The following is a 17,781-nucleotide window of genomic DNA, read 5'->3' as shown; positions in this document are numbered from 1 at the left end:
ATTATTTTTCAGATTTGATGTTTTTACGGATTTCTTCACTTTTTTTTGTGTAGATCTGGCTGGCCCAGATGATTGTCGCGCTCATATCTCCACCTGTTTTTCTTAATAATTCAGCTTCCGTAACTCCTGTAGAAAGGATCAATTCTTTAGATGCCGGTAGAAGAAGTGCTTTTCCTCTGTCACTTAATTCAGGATTCTTTTTTTCCTCTTCGGTAGGTCTGTTTTCGGGATTACCAAGGCTTTTGAATGCCTTGTCAAAGTTTTCCATTTGCGGAGTTTTCATACTCTCCATTGTATTTACTGCATTACTCTCATTGTTACATGACATGAAAGCAAATAAGGCAAATACAGCTAATAAGAACTGTTTTTTCATGGTTAAAATTTTTATGATTATAGTGAAAATCACTGGTGATAAATATATAAAAAAATCTCGTAAATAGTAAAATATTCACGAGATAGTGGTTTTTTAATTAAAAATATTCTTATTTATTCAATTGCTTATGAATGTATTGTAAGTTGATTTTATTCACTCTCCAGGGTCTTTTTAGCATCAATAAGCCCTTGTTTCTCTTTATCAGAAAGACTTGGGTATTTAAGGTTCATTTTTTCTAATGTATCGATGATAATCTGAACAGCGGCAACTCTTGCAAACCATTTATTATCGGCAGGAAGCACATACCATGGCGCATGATCCTTGGCTGTTTCGTTAATGGCCGTCTCATAGGATTCCATATACTGATCAAATAATGCTCTTTCAGGAAGATCTCCTGTAGAGAATTTCCAGTTTTTATCCTGCTCATTGATTCTGTCCAGAAGTCTTTTTTTCTGTTCATCCTTAGATACATGCAAAAAGATCTTAATAATAGTTGTCCCGTTTTGAGAAAGATGTTTCTCAAAATTTCTGATGCTTTCATATCTGTTTTCCCAGAATTTATTGTCAAAATCTTTTACGGAAGACCAAGTTTTTTCACTTAAATTATATTCAGGGTGTACCTTACATACTAAAACACTTTCATAATGTGAACGGTTGAAAATTCCGATCATTCCTTTTTGAGGCAGTGCCAGATAATGTCTCCATAGAAAATCATGAGAATATTCTTTAGAACTTGGCGTTTTAAAGCTCGTTACATTACATCCTTGCGGATTTACTCCTCCAAAAACATGTTCTATCAAACTATCTTTCCCTGCTGCATCCATTGCCTGAAGTACTACAAGAAGAGACTGGCTGCCATCTGCATAGAGTTTTTCCTGCAGTTCACGAAGCTTTTCTTTTTCTTTAATTAATAATTGTACGCCTTCATCCTTAGTCAGTTTACCTTTATAAGATGTTGAAGTTTTTTTAATTGAAAATTTTCCATTTACCTGGAAATCATCTGAAAAATTGGTGTCCATGTTTTTTTAATATTAAGAGATTTAGAAATATTTAAAGATAAATGATAAAGTCTGTACATCAATAGAAGTGGACCTTGGTCTGTCTGCAAGAAATAATTTTTTCCGTTGTGCCTTAGCCAAAACCTAAAGAAATTAATTGCAGAGAAATCCTTCTTTTTACCATCTACTACCATAAATGTAATAAAAAAACCGCCTCAATAGAGACGGTTCTTTTATTTTTTTGAGTAAAGCTTACTTTGCAGCAGCTTTCTTAGCTACTTTTGCCGCTTTTTTCTCAGCTTTTGCTGCTTCTTTCTGCTCAGCAGGAGTCAATACTTTTGCCTCAGGAGCATTAGCATCTACGTTACCTTTGATATAGATTACGCTTCTGCTGTTTGCAGGGTCGTTAGAGAAAACTTCGATCATTTTGTTGAAACCTCCCGGAAGAGCTGTGTTGTATCCAACTTTGATCTTAGCAGATTTTCCCGGCATGATCGGATCCTGGCTGAATTCTGGTGTCGTACATCCACAAGAAGGTTTTACATTAGAAAGAATCAAAGGCTTATCACCTGTGTTTGTTACTGTAAAAAATCTTGTACCGTCTGAACTAGGCTTAATAGTACCGTAGTCAAAAGTAGTTTTATCAAACGTAATAGTTTGTGCAGATGCAAGAGCAAATGTTCCGAATAATGCAATTCCTGCGATTAATTTCTTCATATTCTTGAATGTTAATATGTTTGTTAGATAAATTTTGTGAAACAAAGTTAAAAATTATTTTAATTCATGCTTAAAAATTTTTTTCTTTAGACTATTTTTGCAAATTGCAAGCCAAAGAAATTAGAATTTATGCAGATTTCAGAAAAGTACAATTCACAAGAAACAGAACAAAAATGGTACAAGTACTGGTTGGAAAACAAGTATTTTCATTCAGAACCAAATGATAAACCACCATATACCATAGTCATTCCTCCACCAAACGTGACGGGGATTTTGCACATGGGACATATGTTGAACAATACCATTCAAGATGTTCTGGTCCGTCGTGCAAGAATGCGCGGCTTTAATGCTTGTTGGATTCCGGGAACAGATCACGCTTCTATTGCTACCGAAGCTAAAGTTGTTGCTAAACTGAAGTCTGAAGGAATCAATAAGTCTGATATTACCCGTGAACAATTCCTGGAACATGCCTGGGAATGGACTAATAAATATGGGGGAACAATCCTTGATCAGCTTAAAAAGTTAGGATGTTCATGTGACTGGGACAGAACTCGTTTCACTTTAGAAGATAAACTTTCACAACAGGTTATCAAAAGCTTTGTAGACTTATATAACAAAGGTTTAATTTACAGAGGATACAGAATGGTAAACTGGGATCCGGAAGCGAAAACCAATATTTCAGATGAAGAGGTAATCTTTAAAGAACAGAACGGAAAATTATATTTCCTTAAATATAAAATTGAAGGTTCAGAAGAGTTCCTTTCCGTGGCTACAACCCGTCCTGAAACAATTTTCGGAGATACTGCGGTATGTATCAATCCTAATGATGAGAGATATGCTCACCTGAAGGGTAAAAACGTAATCGTTCCGATTGTAAACAGAGTAGTTCCTATTATTGAAGATGAATATGTAGACATTGAGTTCGGAACAGGAGCTTTGAAAATTACTCCGGCGCACGATATCAATGACTATGAAATCGGACAGAAACATCAATTGAAAATGATTGATGCATTGGACGATGACGGAAACTTGAATGAACACGGTCTTCACTATGCAGGACAAAACAGGTTTGATGTAAGAAAGCAGATCGCGAAAGAATTAGAAGAAAAAGATCTTTTACTTAAAGCGGAAGATTATGTAAATAAAGTAGGAACATCCGAAAGAACAGGTGCTGTAATTGAGCCTAAAGTTTCAGTACAGTGGTTCCTGAAAATGTCTGAAATTGCTAAACCGGCATTGGATGTCGTAATGGATGACGAAGTGAAATTCTATCCTGAGAAGTTTAAAAATACCTATAAACACTGGATGGAAAACATCCGTGACTGGAATATTTCCCGTCAGTTGTGGTGGGGACAACAAATCCCTGCATATTATTACGGAGCAGGTGATGAAGAGTTTGTAGTAGCTGAAACTAAAGAAGAAGCTTTAGAATTAGCAAAACAAAAGACAGGAAATCAGGAGTTAACAATAGAAGGTCTTAGACAAGACGATGACGCATTGGATACCTGGTTCTCTTCATGGTTGTGGCCAATGTCTGTATTTGACGGATTACTTGATCCTGAAAATAAAGATATCAATTATTACTATCCAACCTCTGACCTCGTTACAGGACCGGACATTATTTTCTTCTGGGTAGCCAGAATGATTATGGCCGGATTGGAATATAGAAAAGAAGTTCCATTCAAAAATGTTTATTTTACAGGTATTGTAAGAGATAAGCAGAGAAGAAAAATGTCCAAATCTTTAGGGAATTCTCCGGATCCTCTTGAATTGATGGATAAATATGGTGCTGATGGAGTGCGTGTAGGAATTTTATTGAGTTCTGCAGCCGGAAATGATCTTCTTTTTGATGAAGATTTAATGCTTCAGGGAAGAAACTTCATGACGAAGATCTGGAATGCCTTCCGTTTGATCAATATGTGGAATCATGAGGAGAAATCGGCTATTGCGACAGATAACCAGGCGATAGAATGGTTTGAAAATAAATTAAATAAAACGATTGTTGAAATCAACGACCAGTTTGAGAAATTCAGAATTTCTGATGCATTACATCTGATTTATAAATTAATTTGGGATGATTTTTGCGGTTGGTATCTTGAAGCCATTAAACCTAATTATGGAGAAGGTATTTCTAAGGAGGTTTATAATAAAACTATATATTTCTTTGAAGAATTGATGAAGTTGCTTCATCCGTTCATGCCTTTCTTAACAGAAGAATTATGGCAGACGATTTCAGAAAGAAATATTGAGGAGGCCTTAGTTGTTGCTCAGCAGAAAGAAGCGGAGGCATTTGATGAGACAATCATTAAAAATTTTGAAACCGCAGCAGAATTGATTTCAGGAGTTAGAAATTACCGTCAGACAAAAGGAATATCACCAAGAGAAAGCGCTGAGATATTTACCAATGCTTCTGAATTTGCTAACGAAGCGGTGGTAAGAAAATTGGCTAATGTTTCTGAAATTCATTTCGGGCAGAAAACGGATAAGCCGAGTTTCACTTTCCTGGTGGGTGCTACAGAAGTTTCAATTCCTTTAAGTGAAAACTTAGATTTAGGAGAAGAGAAGATTAAAACTGAAGAAGAATTAAAATATTTAAAAGGATTCTTAATTTCAGTAGATAAAAAACTTTCTAACGAAAAATTTGTTGCCAACGCAAAACCTGAAGTAGTAGAGGTAGAGCGTAAGAAACAAAAAGATGCTCTTGACAAAATTGCGATTTTGGAAGAGAAGCTGAAAAGTTTGTAATTAAAACAAATAAAACTCAGTAGTTTGATGGAATGTCAGGCTGAGCACAGATGAAAATCTGCGAACAAATGTTCACGAAGCCTTTTTGAAATAAGATGAAACAATATTTCGTATATATTTTGAGGTGTTCCGATAATTCCTATTATACAGGTGTTACTAGTGATATTGAGACTAGATTTTCTCAACATCAGTCAGGTAAATTTCCTGAAAGCTATACTCATAAAAGAAGACCGGTTGAACTAGTCTTCTTTTGTGTATTTAATGACATAAATCAAGCCATTGCGTTTGAGAAACAGGTAAAAGGTTGGAGCAGAAATAAAAAAGAAGCAATAATTGATGACAATTGGGAGAAATTAAAAGAATTATCTATTTGTCAAAATGAAAGTCATTCTGATAATTTTGAAAAGAAAGATCAAAAAGGCTTCGTGAACATTTGTTCGCAGATTTTCATCTGTGCTCAGCCTGACACTGAAAATAAGTAATAGAATAATATGACACATATAGAAAACATACAAAAACTATTTTCAAAAGACTTTGTAGAAAGTCCTTTGCTGGAAAGTTTTGAAACCGGTAAAATTTATCTGTCCAGTGGGAAGCTGGTTGCCTGTGATCCTTTAATCACGAATGATATGCTTCCGTTTTCTGAAGAATTTCCAAAAGGAGATTTTTCTGTAATAGTTCATAAAGAAAGAGAAAGCAATTGTGTAGCGTATACAGAAATTATTTTCAATACGGCAGAAATTGTAAAATGGAAATTGGCTACTACAAAGGGACAGAATATAAAGGAACTGAAAGAAGGAGAAGTTTTTGGATACCCTGTAGAAAGCGGAATGGGCTGTTTCATGGATGCAGACACACAAGGTAGCCTTAATGAATTGGAACAAAAACTATATCAAAATAAAGGAGGTGATTTTATGGGAATCTATGAAGAATTTTTCCATGAACATTTTTTTGATGAAAATGGGGCGATCGACCAGTATGCATTTTTAAAACCTGCAGAAGCTCATCCTGGAACTATATTTGCTTTTGAGACCGGATACGGGGAAGGATTTTATGCCAGTTATATCGCTTATGATAAAGATCAATCGCCGGTGAAGATAATAACTGAATTTATTGAAATAAGTTAAGTAAATTTAATTATTTTTGATACGGAATTTTCGTCTGTTATAAATTGTAAAACTAATAGTAAAAACACAATGAATTTCTCATCAGAACAACCCAAAATTATTGTTGTAGGCAGCTCTTCCATAGATCTTGTTTTAGAAACGGAAAAGCTTCCGTTACCTAATGAAACTGTTTTAGCAGTCAATTCAGATAGCTATTTCGGGGGAAAAGGCGCTAATCAGGCTGTAGGTACATCAAGGCTGGGTGCAAGTGTTTATTTTATAGGCTGCGTAGGCATGGATCCTCTGGGACAACAGATCATGAGGAATCTTGTAAGCGAAAATGTAAATGTCGGTTTTGTTCATGAAACTGACCGGGAAGCTACAGGAACAGCGTATGTAACAACTTGCAACGGAAATGCAGCCATTGTCGTAGTTCCGGCGGCCAACAAATATCTTAATAAGTCGCACATCGATGAGGCTGACAAGTATTTTCACAGTGCAGATCTTGTACTTATTCAACTTGAAGTGTCCATGGAGGTCGTAGAATATACTGTTCAAAAGGCTAAAAGATATGGTAACAAAATAGGTTTGTATGCCTCTCCGGCGATGAGGGTAAGTGATGAGGTTTTAGCCAATGTAGATTTTATTGTAGCAAAAAGCAGCGAATTATATATCATCTTTGGTGAAGAGAAAAGGGAAGAGGTCTTAACGAAATACTTCAATAAAGTATTCGTTCGGGACGATACCAATTCAACCATTTATTTTGACGGTACAGAGATGAAGTATTATAGAAATGATAAGGATGAGACTGTTTACAAAATGGGCATGGGAGATGCATTTACCTCAGGTTTTGCTATCGCACTTTGTCATGGTAATTCCATTGAAGAATGTGTGAAATTCGGAAATGAAGTTTCAGCAAGGGTTTCAGGTGGTAAAGGATCTCAAACCGGATTGCCGAGAATATCAGATTTCCTGTCTTAAAGCTATTTACGACATATCAAAAGTTTAAAACTTAACATAAAAATATAGCTAAAATGTCCACTTTTATAGTGGATTTTTTCTTTTATGATATGGAAAAACTAATACTGACCACAGAAGACGGTGCAACACTATCGGTTCATCTTTTTAAGCCCGAAAAAAATAATGGAAAATTACTGCTGATCAACTCTGCAACAGGTGTAAAGCAACAAGTATATTTTTCCTTTGCCTCCTATTTTTCAGAACAGGGATTTACCGTTATTACTTATGATTACAGAGGAATAGGGCTTTCAAAGCCGAAAGACATGAGAGGATTCCATGGTTCGATGAGAATATGGGGATCGAAAGATTATAAAGCATTAACTCACTATATCAAAACCGATTTTTCTGAGTACAAAAAATATTGTTTGGGACATTCTGTAGGAGCTTTGATTTTAGGAATGAATGAAGATACCGAAATATTTGAAGAACTTATTTTTGTGGGAACACAAAATGCTTTTGTAGGTAATTTAAAGTTGAGGACAAAAATTGAAGCCTATCTCGGATTCGGAATTGTTCAACCTTTAACCACTTCATTGCTAGGATATTTTCCTGCCAATTGGTTCGGACTTGGAGAAAGTCTTCCAAAAAATTGTGCATATGACTGGAGAACCTTAATTTTAAACAAGAAATCAACCAACAGATTGTTGGAAAAAATTGATGACTATTCTAAAAAATTAACGCAGAAAGTATTTGTGATTCGGGCAGAGGATGATGTGTGGCTTACAGAAAAGGGCGTGTTAAGTCTTTTAAATACTACCTATCCTAACCTTAAACCGACATACAGGCTTGTGAAAACTTCCGAATCTGAGAAAAATGAGATTGGGCATGTCAATTTTTTTAGAAGCTATAATAGCAGACTTTGGGATATTATTTTAAATGAACTGATAGATAAATGAAAAGTACGATTGACAACACTGTAGAATTTGTAAAAGAAAAATTGAAAGGAGCAGAAGCAGGACACGACTGGTTCCATATTGAAAGAGTCTGGAAGCTGGCCAGAAAAATTGCCCAAACAGAAGACTGTAATCAGGAGGTGGTAGAGCTCTCTGCACTTCTTCATGATATTGCAGATCCTAAGTTTCATAACGGAGATGAAACCATTGCTCCGAAAATTTCAAGAGAATTTCTTGAAAGTCAAAATGTGTCAGAAGAGACCATTCAAAAGGTTTTGTTTGTGATTGAAAACATTTCCTTCAAAAACAGGAGTCAGGCTCCGGAAAACCCGCCTATTGAGCTTAAGATTGTACAGGATGCAGACCGTATCGATGCCATTGGTGCGATTGGAATTGCCAGAACATTCAACTTTGGAGGATTCAAGAATAATCTGATGTATGATCCTGCAGTAGAACCTAATTTAGGAATGTCTAAAGAAGAATACAAAAAATCTAATGGGACTACCATCAATCATTTTTACGAAAAATTATTACTTCTGAAAAACCTGATGAATACTGAAGAAGGAAAAAAAATAGCCGAAGAAAGACATCATTATATGTTGAATTTCCTCGACCAGTTTTATAAAGAATGGAATGTTGATTAGAAAATATTATATCCTAAAATTAAGGAGAAGTATTTAATATTGGCATACGGAAGATCTTTATCCAATATATTGACAGGGGTATTAATTCTGCCTTCTATGCTATATTTATTATTATAGTTATAGCCAATTCCAAAACTAGAACCTCTGAAAGTATGAGAGTTGGCTATGGCTAGTTTATCAAAAACATATCCATTATATTCTATCTCCATAGTAGAGGAAGAGCTGGTTTTTATATTGAAAAGATTAATACTGGCATCGATGAAAATTTTTGATTTATCATTTAGGTACATATGATGTCTTACTCCTAATGGAATACTAATAAATGAGTAATTATCCATGGCAATATTATAAAGACCATTATCAGCTTGAACACTTGTTCTTTTGTTAGAGTACTGAGAAAATGTAGGCTCTATAATAAGGGACCATTTATTTCTGTTAAAAGGTAGAATTAACTCAGCTTCTACACCAATTCTAAAATTAGTTTTTGACGAAAATCCTGGATTAGAGAATGAGTCTTCTAATTTTAGCGGTGAGTAAAAATTAATTCCAGGTCTGATAGTAAGGTTAAATTTTATTTCCTTTTTCTTCTCAATAATAATTTCATTATTTGATTGATTATTGGAGTCTGGCTGTATCTTACCATTATAAGCCTTAAATAGTTTTGTTAAGCTTTGTGTTGTGTATTGCGCATTATTTGCTTGGGCTTGTACACCTTTATCATCGGAAAAGATATTTTTTAACTGGTCAATATATTCATCATTAGTAGCTATCATTAACTTGTTACCTTCTGAAAAGTATTTTTTATAGATTAAAGGATGAATGTTTAAATCCACGCCCGAATAAAAATATCTGGTAATAAAACTTTTATAGGAGTATAAATTTCTGGCACCAGAAGTCACTTCCTTTAAGAATACGGAACTTTTAGTAAACTGAGGATTTTGGGAATTTGAAAGATTAGAAATATCATCCGGTGAACGATCCATATCACCATTATAAGAAACATATTTTGAATCATTATATATTCCAAATTCTTTGATCGTAGATGGTGTTCCGGTAATTTCTTCAGAGCTATCTTCTGATTTATAGCTAATATTATCAGGATTGCTTGCCCAGCCTTTATTTTTGATCAATACCTCTGTTTTGACGTTGTCATTATTGATAATATACCCTTTTTCAAATTTTACTTGAGCATAAATCAAGGTAAGGCAAAATAAAAGAAAGCCTGAAAGTGTCTTTTTCATGGTTGATTTTAATTAAAATTTTGGCGCGAATATAAATAAAAATATAGAGAAGAAGTATATTTGCATTATGGTATTTTTCATTTTGATTATCTTTTGGGCTTGCGTGCTTTCTTTGATTTTATATAAAGTAAAATCAGGAGAGATAGCGAAATGGGTAAAATTGTTTAGAATTTTAACTGTAGTTTTTTCGGTTTCGTTTTTCGCATACTGGTTTATCAAAAAGAGTGCTGTAGCCTTTGTTGATAACTCAGTAGGATTGCAGGTAGTCAATAAACTTCCGCAGACATTAGATTTTTATCTGATCAATGTCAATAAGGTTGATAAAAATAGTGCACTTGAACCTAAGCATATAGGTAAAATACGTCCGGAATATTACAGAGTAGAATATCTGAAAATGGATAAGTCTGATGAATACTGGATTGCGGGATATTTGGGGAAAAAGAATCTTGTGTACTTCTCACAGCATTCGGTTCCTAATAAGAATATTGACCAGATTGTAGAAGTTCAGAATTATATCAATCAAAGCATGAAACTTTCTGATGCTGCCAAAAAGCAAGTAGATGCCTACAATTATGAAAATACAAAGCTAGGAATCTGGATTACACTTGATTTTCTCCTTCTATTCCTTAATTTAGTATTGCTTCTGAGAAAAAATAAATAATTAATTAATAAGCAATGGGTAAAACAGGCAGATGATGGATGCTCGTTGTTTATTGTATTTAGGGATAATCTAAGATCTGCATGATCTGCTCCTTACATTCTTCCGGACAGCCTTTTACCAGTTTATCCTTATTCTGTTCGCTGATTTGGGTGGGTTCCAGCCATTCAACCTTATTGGAGTTTAAGCTGTGATTATCGTATACTCTTTTTATTGTTCGATCTTCATAAAAAAAATATTCATCACCAAGCCAGTTACTGGCAATACTAATTCTACAAATTTCTTTTTCCATGATATTTATTTTAAAGCCTACCTAATTCGTGAAATAAGGCAGGCTCTAATGTATAAATTTTTCCGATATAAAAAGGAATTTGCAGCTTTTTAAGGACTAAATTAAAATTAGTCTATTTAAATTTTCTGGTCTGAAAAGTTTGGATAACTCTAATTTTTCCTTAAAAAAGAGTCCCTGTATTTTCAGTTGCCATTTGCGGGATATGGATATCTGTTTTCCAGTCTTCATTTACTTTTTTGATGAAGTAAGCAGATAATAATGGTGACGCTTTCTCTATATTTTGATGTACAAAAAAATATACATTTTGAAGGCCTTCTTTTTTCCATTGAGTAAGACGTTTCAACCAGTCATCAAGTCTTTCGTAATCGCTTTCTGCATTAGCTCCTACATAACGGATAAATGCATGGGGAGTCGTGAGACGCATATGAAGCATATCTCTTCTTCCGGCAGTATCTACAATAATATTGGTGATGTTATGAGCTTCAAAAAGGTCACAGGTAGTATTGAAAATTTCCTCGTCACTGAACCATTCTGTATTTCTAAGTTCTATAGCTAAAGGAACTTCTTTTGGCCATTCTTTGACAAATTTTTCCAGTCTGTCATAATCTTTAGGCTTAAAATTATCATGAAGCTGAAGGAAAGCCATTCCTAACTTTTCATCAAAATTAATAACAGCAGAGGCGAAATGAGTGACCGGATCCGTAACGTCAATTAATCTTCTGAAATGAGAAACGGTATTGGTGATTTTAGGGAAAAATTTAAAATTTTCCGGTGTTTTTTCTTTCCACGTTTTTACCTGATCAGGAGTAGGCATTCCGTAAAAAGTAGCATTTAGTTCAATAGAATTAAACTGGGTAGCATAATAGGTCAGCTCGTCTTTAGTTCCTTTAGGATAAAATCCTTTAAGATCCGTTTTATTCCACTTTGCACATCCGATAGAAATGTTTTCAAGACCTTTTTTATTAAGACTTAAAATTTCTTTTGTTCTTGGATGATCTTTTGGAAGGGTGAAATCTATTTTGGAAGGGTCTTCTACTTGTCCGAATTTCATATCTGTAATTTTGTAGTGTTAAACAATAAACACAAATATAAACCAAAAAAATCATAGAAAGTTCTATGATTTTTGGTGAAAACAATTGTGTTAAAACTGATTATTCCTTGATTATTTTTTCTATATTTTGATCTTTTTCAGTGGTGATCTTCATCAGATAAGCTCCACTTGGGTGGCCGGAAACATCAATTTTTATCATATTCCGGTTAAAATTCTCATCGAAAATAACCCGTTGTTGCATATCAATAAGTTTAATATTTTTTATAGGAGTGTCAGCACTTACCTGTAGAATATCTTTTGCAGGATTAGGAAAAACCTGGATTTGTTTCGCCCTTATTTTTGATGTTTTTGCACGTAAAGTTGCATCACAGTTTGTCGTAAATGTAATGTCAGGATACATGGTTTGCATATCATTGAGTTGGGCATCATCCACACAAACTGATAAATTAGAATTGTTATTGGTAAAATCAATAAAGTCTTCAATAGAACCATTTCTCAGATTGACAGATGTGAGGTTGGGCATATTCCAGATTGTAACTCCCTGTAGGGAAGATAAAGTGGAGAAATTGAGTTGGTTAATTTGAGCACAATTATTAAAATTTACATTTCTTAACTTACTATTATTTGATGTGTTTACTTGTGTAAGTAAAGGTAAAGCAGCAAGTGACAATGATTCTAAATTGGTATTGTTTGAGATATTGACTTCAGTAAGAAGATCATTGTAAGACATCTGCAAAGACTGTAAAGCAACGCAATCCTTTGTATCAAGACTAGAAATTTTCGTTGAGTTTACTGTGATTTCTTTCATTCCGGTACATTGTTTAAGATTAATTTCTTCTAAGTTGGAGAACGTATTAATTCCGGAAAGATAGCCGATCGTCAAATTTTGTAACGCGGGGCAGTTTTCCAAATCAAGTTTTCTTAAATCCCCATTATTATTAAATTCAAAATTGGTGAGTACAGGACAATTTTTAGCAATAATATTCTGAAGATTAGCCGGACCTTCAGTCCCGTCAGTCATTAAACGATCTGTTTTTAAAGTGTGCAGAAGAGGAAGGTTGCTAACGTTCACCGTATTCATATAACCGCAAGAATTGGTGATATCAATGTTTTCCAATGCTTGTGCTACACTGAAGTTTACATTATTGGTGATTTTTTGATTGAAAGCCTTCAGTATTTTAAGTTTTGGAAGACCCGCAAGGTTTAATGAATTTGCATCGCCAAAATAAATCCCGGATGTCGTTCGATATCCTGATCTGTTGTAAAAGGAAATATCCAGTTCTTCAAGATTAATCAGTCCTGCCGTACTAAGATCAATGGATGGAGCATTCAATCCCTTTATTTTCTTTAAAGAAGTACAACCATTAAGATGTGCTTCCGAGAAATAAGCTCCCGTAGAATTGTAATGATCTGTATCAGCAATAATTTCCTGCAGATTTGTACAATTATTGGCATTTAACTTAATATTTGGATCAGGACTGCTTGGGGATAAGGATGTTGAAACGTCTGATACAATTGAAATTTTTGTCAGCGAATTCAAATTGGGAACATCAATTTTTTCCAAAAAATTACATGAAATAAAATTCAGAGTAGTAATCGTAGAATTCTGAATATAGAGTTCCCTGAGTTCCGCAGCATTAATAGTTGCATTGCTGTTAATCTGCTGACAGTTTTTTATTCTTAAACTATTTTCAAGAGAGGACCATGGATTGCCACTGGTCTGATAAGCAATTACATCAGCAATATTCTGAATCCCGGAACAATTATTAAAAGAAAGATTAATTGGCGATGCTATATATTGCCCTCCTTGTGATAAATCATAATAATAAGGCCTTCCCTGTACTTTTTTGATTTTTGAATTGTTGGTAAAACTGATGTTGGCAGCCTTGGTATCCCAAAAATAAAGCTCTTCAAGATTGGGGAAAAGAAGCGCATCCGAAATGCCATCCGGCAAATGACTGTTATAATAGGCAGTCCTTATATTAGCCGGATCAGAAGTATTTCCATTGGGATCAATATAGACTTTTGCAGGGTCTTGCTTTACCGTGAGTACTTTCACCTGTTGTGCTTCTGAAAGCTGGATCTCACCATCTCCATTAACATCTACAGATATATAATTTCCATTAAAATCTTTTGCGATTTGATTCGTTGAAGCTGCACTTACAACCAATGCTTTGAATTTTGCATCAGAAAAGTTTAGGTTCTGGGAATAAGCGATGGAAAATCCGCTTACCCATAAGGTAAATAGAATTTTTTTCATTATTTGAGTTTTTAAGTTATGATAGTTTTTGTATGAATCCCTTCATGTACAATCTGGTGATGAAGATACCACTTTTTTTAAAACAAATTGAACAGTAGCCTTTTATACCGTAAGTTTTTTATTTTGTTTAAAAATAATTTGCGAAAAAATTGAAGAAATTGATTTTTTTAGGTATTTCTTGAGATATATAGGCTGTTATTTTGCTAAAAAAAATTATTTGATATAGCTCTATCACTTCTATTAAGTTTTTTTTAAGGAAATATTAAACATTATGTCACACAATGTTAATTTTATGTTACCATACTTCATAATTCCTACCTCTAATTTTACGCCAAGTTTTGTAGCAATAAAATTATGAAGAAAAAAATAATCTGTGCTTTTGCTTTATTATCATTTGGGTTTGCATTTTCACAGGAAACCAGCTCTAAAATTTTTGGAAGACTAAAGGGGATTTCTTCCGAAGTGACTGTAAAGGTAATACACGTTCCTACCAACAGTACCTTTGAAACCAAAAGCAATAACAAAGGACAGTTTAGCCTTGATAACCTTCAGCCGGGAGGGCCTTATACCATTGAAGTTCTGGATGGTTCTCAGGTTATTTATCAGAATACCAACGTACAGCTTTCCTTAGGAAATAATGATTTGCCTGTGGTGGAAGTCGGCAGCAAAGAAAAGACAATTGATGAAGTAAAGATTACTTCTAAAAAGACTGCCGTAAAATATGGTGTCGGGATCAGCCAGGCGCAAATATCCGGACTTCCCAATATTAACAGGGGAATTCAGGATGTTACCAAACTGGTTCCTCAGAGTGCTAATAATTCTTTTAACGGAACGAATTTCCGTTATAACAACGTTACTATTGACGGATCCATTAATAATGATGCGATTGGTTTCAGCCCTTCGTTGGGAGGTCAGACAGGAACTTCAGGGATGCCTGGAAGTAGTACCCGTTCCAATTCCATAAGTTTGGATGCTATTCAGGATGTACAAGTGTATATTGCACCTTATGATGTGAAACTTGGAAATTTCCTTGGCGGAAGTATCAACGCGGTAACCCGAAGTGGAAGTAATGATGTAACAGGATCGTTATATGTATATGGAAGAAATGCCTCTATTACCGGTAATAACAGAGTAGGAGATAATTCGAAAATGCCGAAAGATTTTTCTGATTTTATCTATGGTGGGCGAGTAGGACTACCGATCGTGAAAGATAAGGTGTTTTTGTTTACCAATTTAGAATATACGAAAAGAACAGATCCTGTATTTTATAATGCCAATGATCCTAACGCTTTGGTAAACGATGCGGTGGCACAGCAGATTTCAGACTTTGTCCGAAATAAATATGGCTTCAACGTAGGAAGTTTCAACCAATACAATAACTTTTCGGAAAGCTCCAAGCTTTTCAATAAACTGGATTGGAAGATCAATGATAAACACACATTATCCATTAAGAATAATACCGTGTTTTCTCAGGCATCCAACCTTGAAAGAGATGGTGCCAATTTCAGATTCTCCAGTATGGATTTCGTTCAGAAAAATACGGCGTCTACAACAACTCTTGAGTTGAAGAGCCGTTTTAATGATAAATGGAGTAACAATTTCGTAGCAGGATATTCTTCTATTCATGATTACAGGGATCCAACTTCTGGAAACGCGATGTTTCCACAAGTGGAAATCAGTTATAACGGAGGAACTATCCTATTGGGTAATGATAGGGAGGCAACTGTTTTCAACATGAAACAGAAGACCTTGGAAATCACAGATAACCTTACCTACAAAACAGGAAATCATACCTTCTTGTTAGGAACTCACAATGAGTTTTACAATATCAATTATGGTTTCGTTAATGCTTTAAATGGAAGAATCTCCTATAAATCTTTAAATGATTTCTATGCAGGTACTCCGGCCAGAATACGAGGAACCTATCCTTTTGGAGGAGATAGCAGACAAACACTTTTTGACAATCCTTATGCTCAGTACAAAGTAAATCTTCTTTCATTGTATTTGCAGGATGAGATCAACTGGGGAAGAGTAAGATTATCTCCGGGAGTAAGAGTAGATTACACCGATTTACCTAATAAACCACAGTTAAGTCCATTGGTTAATAATTCACCTCAGGATCCTAATTTTGGAAATACCTATACCTATACTCCGCTAAGTCAGCTTACCAATACTTATCTTAATAAACCTACATTATCTCCAAGATTAGGGTTTACAATCGATGTTACAGAAGATCGATCTATGGTATTAAGAGGAGGTTCCGGGATTTTTGTCGGAAGAATTCCATTTGCATGGTTAGGGTATGCTTACTATAATGACGGAGTAGGATTTGGAAGCTATGATTATAACGGACCAACTGCTACTCAGCTTGCTACCAACGGAGATCCTTTGATTGGTTCCAATTTCCCGAAATGGCAGAATTCTTCGAAGGTACAGGTGGATCTTATTGATAATAATTTTAAAATGCCAAGAGTCTGGAGAAGCTCCCTGGCTTTTGATTATACGTTAAAAGGATATAAACTTACTTTAGAAGGAATTTATACTAAAGTGCTTTATGACCTGAAGTTCCAGCAGGTGAATAAAACAGATAATGTGACGTATTACAGTTATGATGTGAATCATGAGATGCCAATCTATACGACCAATATCAACAGCAATTTCTCTAATGCTTATCTTCTTTCCAATACTAAAGAAGGGTACCGTTACAATCTGACGGCGCAACTTTCAAAATCATACAATTTCGGATTTAATTTCTTTGTTGCTTACACTTATGGAGATGCTAAAGATATTACCAACGGAATCAGAAACTCTATGGAAAGTAACTGGCAGATGAACCAATCTTTAACTCCGAATGACCCGAAGTTGACAACTTCAAACTTTGCCATCAAAAATAGAGTAGTGGCCAATCTTGGATATGCATTTAATATTTCTAAATCAAACAGATTATATACCAATTTGTACTTTAATGCACAATCCGGAAATCCTTTCAGCTGGGGATTTGTAAATAGCACAATTGCCAATACGGGGCAGGCAGCAGGTCTTTCTTATATCTTTAAAGATGCTGGTGAAGCTGCTAAATATATTGTTCCGATCAAAGATGGAGCAGGAAATGTTTTGGTAACTGCGCAACAGCAGATTGCAGATTATGAGAATTTTGTGAACAATAATGATTATTTAAAGTCCAGAAGAGGAAAGTTCACTGAAAGAAACGGTGATGTTACTCCTTGGAATATTCAGGCTGATATCAGAATTATGGATGAAATCAAATTGAGTGAAAAATCCAAAAACACATTGCAGATTTCATTAAGCATCATCAACTTTACGAATTTATTAAACAAAGATTGGGGGAAGGTATATTTTGTACCGAATACCTTCAACTCTACAGCGAGTGTAGGATTGACAAAAGTAGGGAATGTAGCTGCAGGCCAGCCTTCAGCAGGAGATCCGACGTATAATTTTAAAACACCGGGATTACCTTACACTATCGACCAGTTTGCATCGAGATTCCAGGCACAACTGGGAGTCCGATACAATTTTTAATAACGATTTTATTTTACTTCAATACAATTCTTTTTCAAAGGTTCGGATTTTCTTTCCGGGCCTTTTTTTATAATTGATAGATGATGAGAGATCAATGATGGCTATGTTGATATAATAAATATGAGTAAATAAGAAATTGATGAGATTCTACATGAAATAATCTCTTTTAACCAATGAAAATCGACGGTTTTAAAATAATGAATAGCAACGGGCTAAAGCCTAGTGGTGGTCGGAAGATTTTTT

At 34.7% G+C, this 17,781-nt stretch carries 15 protein-coding genes; 8 read left to right on the top strand and 7 right to left on the bottom strand.

All coding sequences use genetic code 11. The features are described from left to right. Position 1 precedes the first annotated feature (1 nt). The 3 genes from EG342_RS00245 to EG342_RS00235 form a co-directional block, all read right to left on the bottom strand. Positions 2 to 373, bottom strand: coding sequence for a hypothetical protein (locus EG342_RS00245; RefSeq protein ID WP_103294008.1), 372 nt, complete (start codon positions 371 to 373; stop codon positions 2 to 4). A 149-nt stretch (positions 374 to 522) separates the two neighbouring features. After that, the gene (locus EG342_RS00240; RefSeq protein ID WP_103294009.1) at positions 523 to 1,392 is read right to left on the bottom strand and encodes a polyphosphate kinase 2 family protein; all 870 of its coding nucleotides are present in this window, start codon (positions 1,390 to 1,392) and stop codon (positions 523 to 525) included. A gap of 231 nt (positions 1,393 to 1,623) precedes the next feature. Continuing rightward, positions 1,624 to 2,088 carry a DUF1573 domain-containing protein gene (locus tag EG342_RS00235; RefSeq protein ID WP_103294010.1) on the bottom strand — a complete coding sequence of 155 codons (465 nt, stop codon included), beginning with the start codon at positions 2,086 to 2,088 and terminating at the stop codon, positions 1,624 to 1,626. Between the two features lie 129 nt (positions 2,089 to 2,217). On the opposite strand from EG342_RS00235, the gene EG342_RS00230 reads away from it, so the two are divergent. The 6 genes from EG342_RS00230 (at position 2,218) to EG342_RS00205 (ending at position 8,496) form a co-directional block, all read left to right on the top strand. Then, positions 2,218 to 4,833, top strand: coding sequence for a valine--tRNA ligase (locus EG342_RS00230; RefSeq protein ID WP_103294011.1), 2,616 nt, complete (start codon positions 2,218 to 2,220; stop codon positions 4,831 to 4,833). A 95-nt stretch (positions 4,834 to 4,928) separates the two neighbouring features. Further along, positions 4,929 to 5,315 (top strand): GIY-YIG nuclease family protein, encoded by a 387-nt coding sequence (locus EG342_RS00225; RefSeq protein ID WP_103294012.1) that lies wholly within the window; start codon positions 4,929 to 4,931, stop codon positions 5,313 to 5,315. 9 nt (positions 5,316 to 5,324) lie between these two features. Further along, positions 5,325 to 5,960, top strand: a complete 636-nt coding sequence (locus EG342_RS00220; protein ID WP_103294013.1) for a DUF4241 domain-containing protein — start codon at positions 5,325 to 5,327, stop codon at positions 5,958 to 5,960. 69 nt (positions 5,961 to 6,029) lie between these two features. Further along, complete coding sequence (locus EG342_RS00215; RefSeq protein WP_103294014.1) at positions 6,030 to 6,920, top strand: ribokinase; 891 nt, start codon at positions 6,030 to 6,032, stop codon at positions 6,918 to 6,920. Positions 6,921 to 7,009: 89 nt separating this feature from the next. Then, a complete protein-coding gene (locus tag EG342_RS00210) occupies positions 7,010 to 7,855 on the top strand; it encodes an alpha/beta hydrolase family protein (protein ID WP_103294031.1) in 846 nt (281 codons plus the stop codon). Further along, positions 7,852 to 8,496, top strand: a complete 645-nt coding sequence (locus EG342_RS00205; RefSeq protein WP_103294015.1) for an HD domain-containing protein — start codon at positions 7,852 to 7,854, stop codon at positions 8,494 to 8,496. The genes EG342_RS00210 and EG342_RS00205 overlap by 4 nt, the downstream gene beginning before the upstream one ends. On the opposite strand, the gene EG342_RS00200 is transcribed toward EG342_RS00205, so the two are convergent. After that, entirely contained in the window at positions 8,493 to 9,737 is a 1,245-nt protein-coding gene (locus tag EG342_RS00200) for a porin family protein (RefSeq protein ID WP_103294016.1), read from the bottom strand. The genes EG342_RS00205 and EG342_RS00200 overlap by 4 nt on opposite strands. Positions 9,738 to 9,897: 160 nt before the next feature. Here EG342_RS00200 and EG342_RS00195 point away from each other — a divergent pair, with 160 nt between their 5' ends. Beyond that, entirely contained in the window at positions 9,898 to 10,398 is a 501-nt protein-coding gene (locus EG342_RS00195) for a hypothetical protein (RefSeq protein ID WP_246008698.1), read from the top strand. 58 nt (positions 10,399 to 10,456) lie between these two features. Here the strand turns inward: EG342_RS00195 and EG342_RS00190 are convergent, their stop codons facing one another. From EG342_RS00190 to EG342_RS00180, 3 genes are all read right to left on the bottom strand, one after another. Beyond that, entirely contained in the window at positions 10,457 to 10,687 is a 231-nt protein-coding gene (locus EG342_RS00190) for a hypothetical protein (protein WP_103294018.1), read from the bottom strand. A gap of 160 nt (positions 10,688 to 10,847) precedes the next feature. Beyond that, entirely contained in the window at positions 10,848 to 11,738 is an 891-nt protein-coding gene (locus EG342_RS00185) for a DUF72 domain-containing protein (RefSeq protein ID WP_103294019.1), read from the bottom strand. A 100-nt stretch (positions 11,739 to 11,838) separates the two neighbouring features. After that, on the bottom strand, positions 11,839 to 13,998 hold the full coding sequence (locus EG342_RS00180; RefSeq protein WP_103294020.1) for a T9SS type A sorting domain-containing protein: 2,160 nt from the start codon (positions 13,996 to 13,998) through the stop codon (positions 11,839 to 11,841). Positions 13,999 to 14,352: 354 nt separating this feature from the next. Between EG342_RS00180 and EG342_RS00175 the strand changes: the two genes are divergently transcribed. Next, on the top strand, positions 14,353 to 17,538 hold the full coding sequence (locus EG342_RS00175) for a TonB-dependent receptor (RefSeq protein ID WP_103294021.1): 3,186 nt from the start codon (positions 14,353 to 14,355) through the stop codon (positions 17,536 to 17,538). Positions 17,539 to 17,781: the final 243 nt, after the last annotated feature.

The sequence above is a fragment of the Chryseobacterium lactis genome (assembly GCF_003815875.1).
In the GTDB taxonomy this organism is placed as follows: Bacteria; Bacteroidota; Bacteroidia; order Flavobacteriales; family Weeksellaceae; genus Chryseobacterium; species Chryseobacterium lactis.
This window is presented reverse-complemented; position numbering and strand designations above follow the sequence as displayed.

What these genes read in the sequence shown, in the direction of transcription:
- EG342_RS00220 (WP_103294013.1), top strand. Translation starts at nt 5,325, where the DNA reads ATGACACATATAGAAAACATACAAAAACTATTTTCAAAAGACTTTGTA.
- EG342_RS00200 (WP_103294016.1), bottom strand. Translation starts at nt 9,737, where the DNA reads ATGAAAAAGACACTTTCAGGCTTTCTTTTATTTTGCCTTACCTTGATT.
- EG342_RS00215 (WP_103294014.1), top strand. Translation starts at nt 6,030, where the DNA reads ATGAATTTCTCATCAGAACAACCCAAAATTATTGTTGTAGGCAGCTCT.
- EG342_RS00175 (WP_103294021.1), top strand. Translation starts at nt 14,353, where the DNA reads ATGAAGAAAAAAATAATCTGTGCTTTTGCTTTATTATCATTTGGGTTT.
- EG342_RS00180 (WP_103294020.1), bottom strand. Translation starts at nt 13,998, where the DNA reads ATGAAAAAAATTCTATTTACCTTATGGGTAAGCGGATTTTCCATCGCT.
- EG342_RS00230 (WP_103294011.1), top strand. Translation starts at nt 2,218, where the DNA reads ATGCAGATTTCAGAAAAGTACAATTCACAAGAAACAGAACAAAAATGG.
- EG342_RS00210 (WP_103294031.1), top strand. Translation starts at nt 7,010, where the DNA reads ATGGAAAAACTAATACTGACCACAGAAGACGGTGCAACACTATCGGTT.
- EG342_RS00225 (WP_103294012.1), top strand. Translation starts at nt 4,929, where the DNA reads ATGAAACAATATTTCGTATATATTTTGAGGTGTTCCGATAATTCCTAT.
- EG342_RS00245 (WP_103294008.1), bottom strand. Translation starts at nt 373, where the DNA reads ATGAAAAAACAGTTCTTATTAGCTGTATTTGCCTTATTTGCTTTCATG.
- EG342_RS00205 (WP_103294015.1), top strand. Translation starts at nt 7,852, where the DNA reads ATGAAAAGTACGATTGACAACACTGTAGAATTTGTAAAAGAAAAATTG.
- EG342_RS00240 (WP_103294009.1), bottom strand. Translation starts at nt 1,392, where the DNA reads ATGGACACCAATTTTTCAGATGATTTCCAGGTAAATGGAAAATTTTCA.
- EG342_RS00190 (WP_103294018.1), bottom strand. Translation starts at nt 10,687, where the DNA reads ATGGAAAAAGAAATTTGTAGAATTAGTATTGCCAGTAACTGGCTTGGT.
- EG342_RS00235 (WP_103294010.1), bottom strand. Translation starts at nt 2,088, where the DNA reads ATGAAGAAATTAATCGCAGGAATTGCATTATTCGGAACATTTGCTCTT.
- EG342_RS00185 (WP_103294019.1), bottom strand. Translation starts at nt 11,738, where the DNA reads ATGAAATTCGGACAAGTAGAAGACCCTTCCAAAATAGATTTCACCCTT.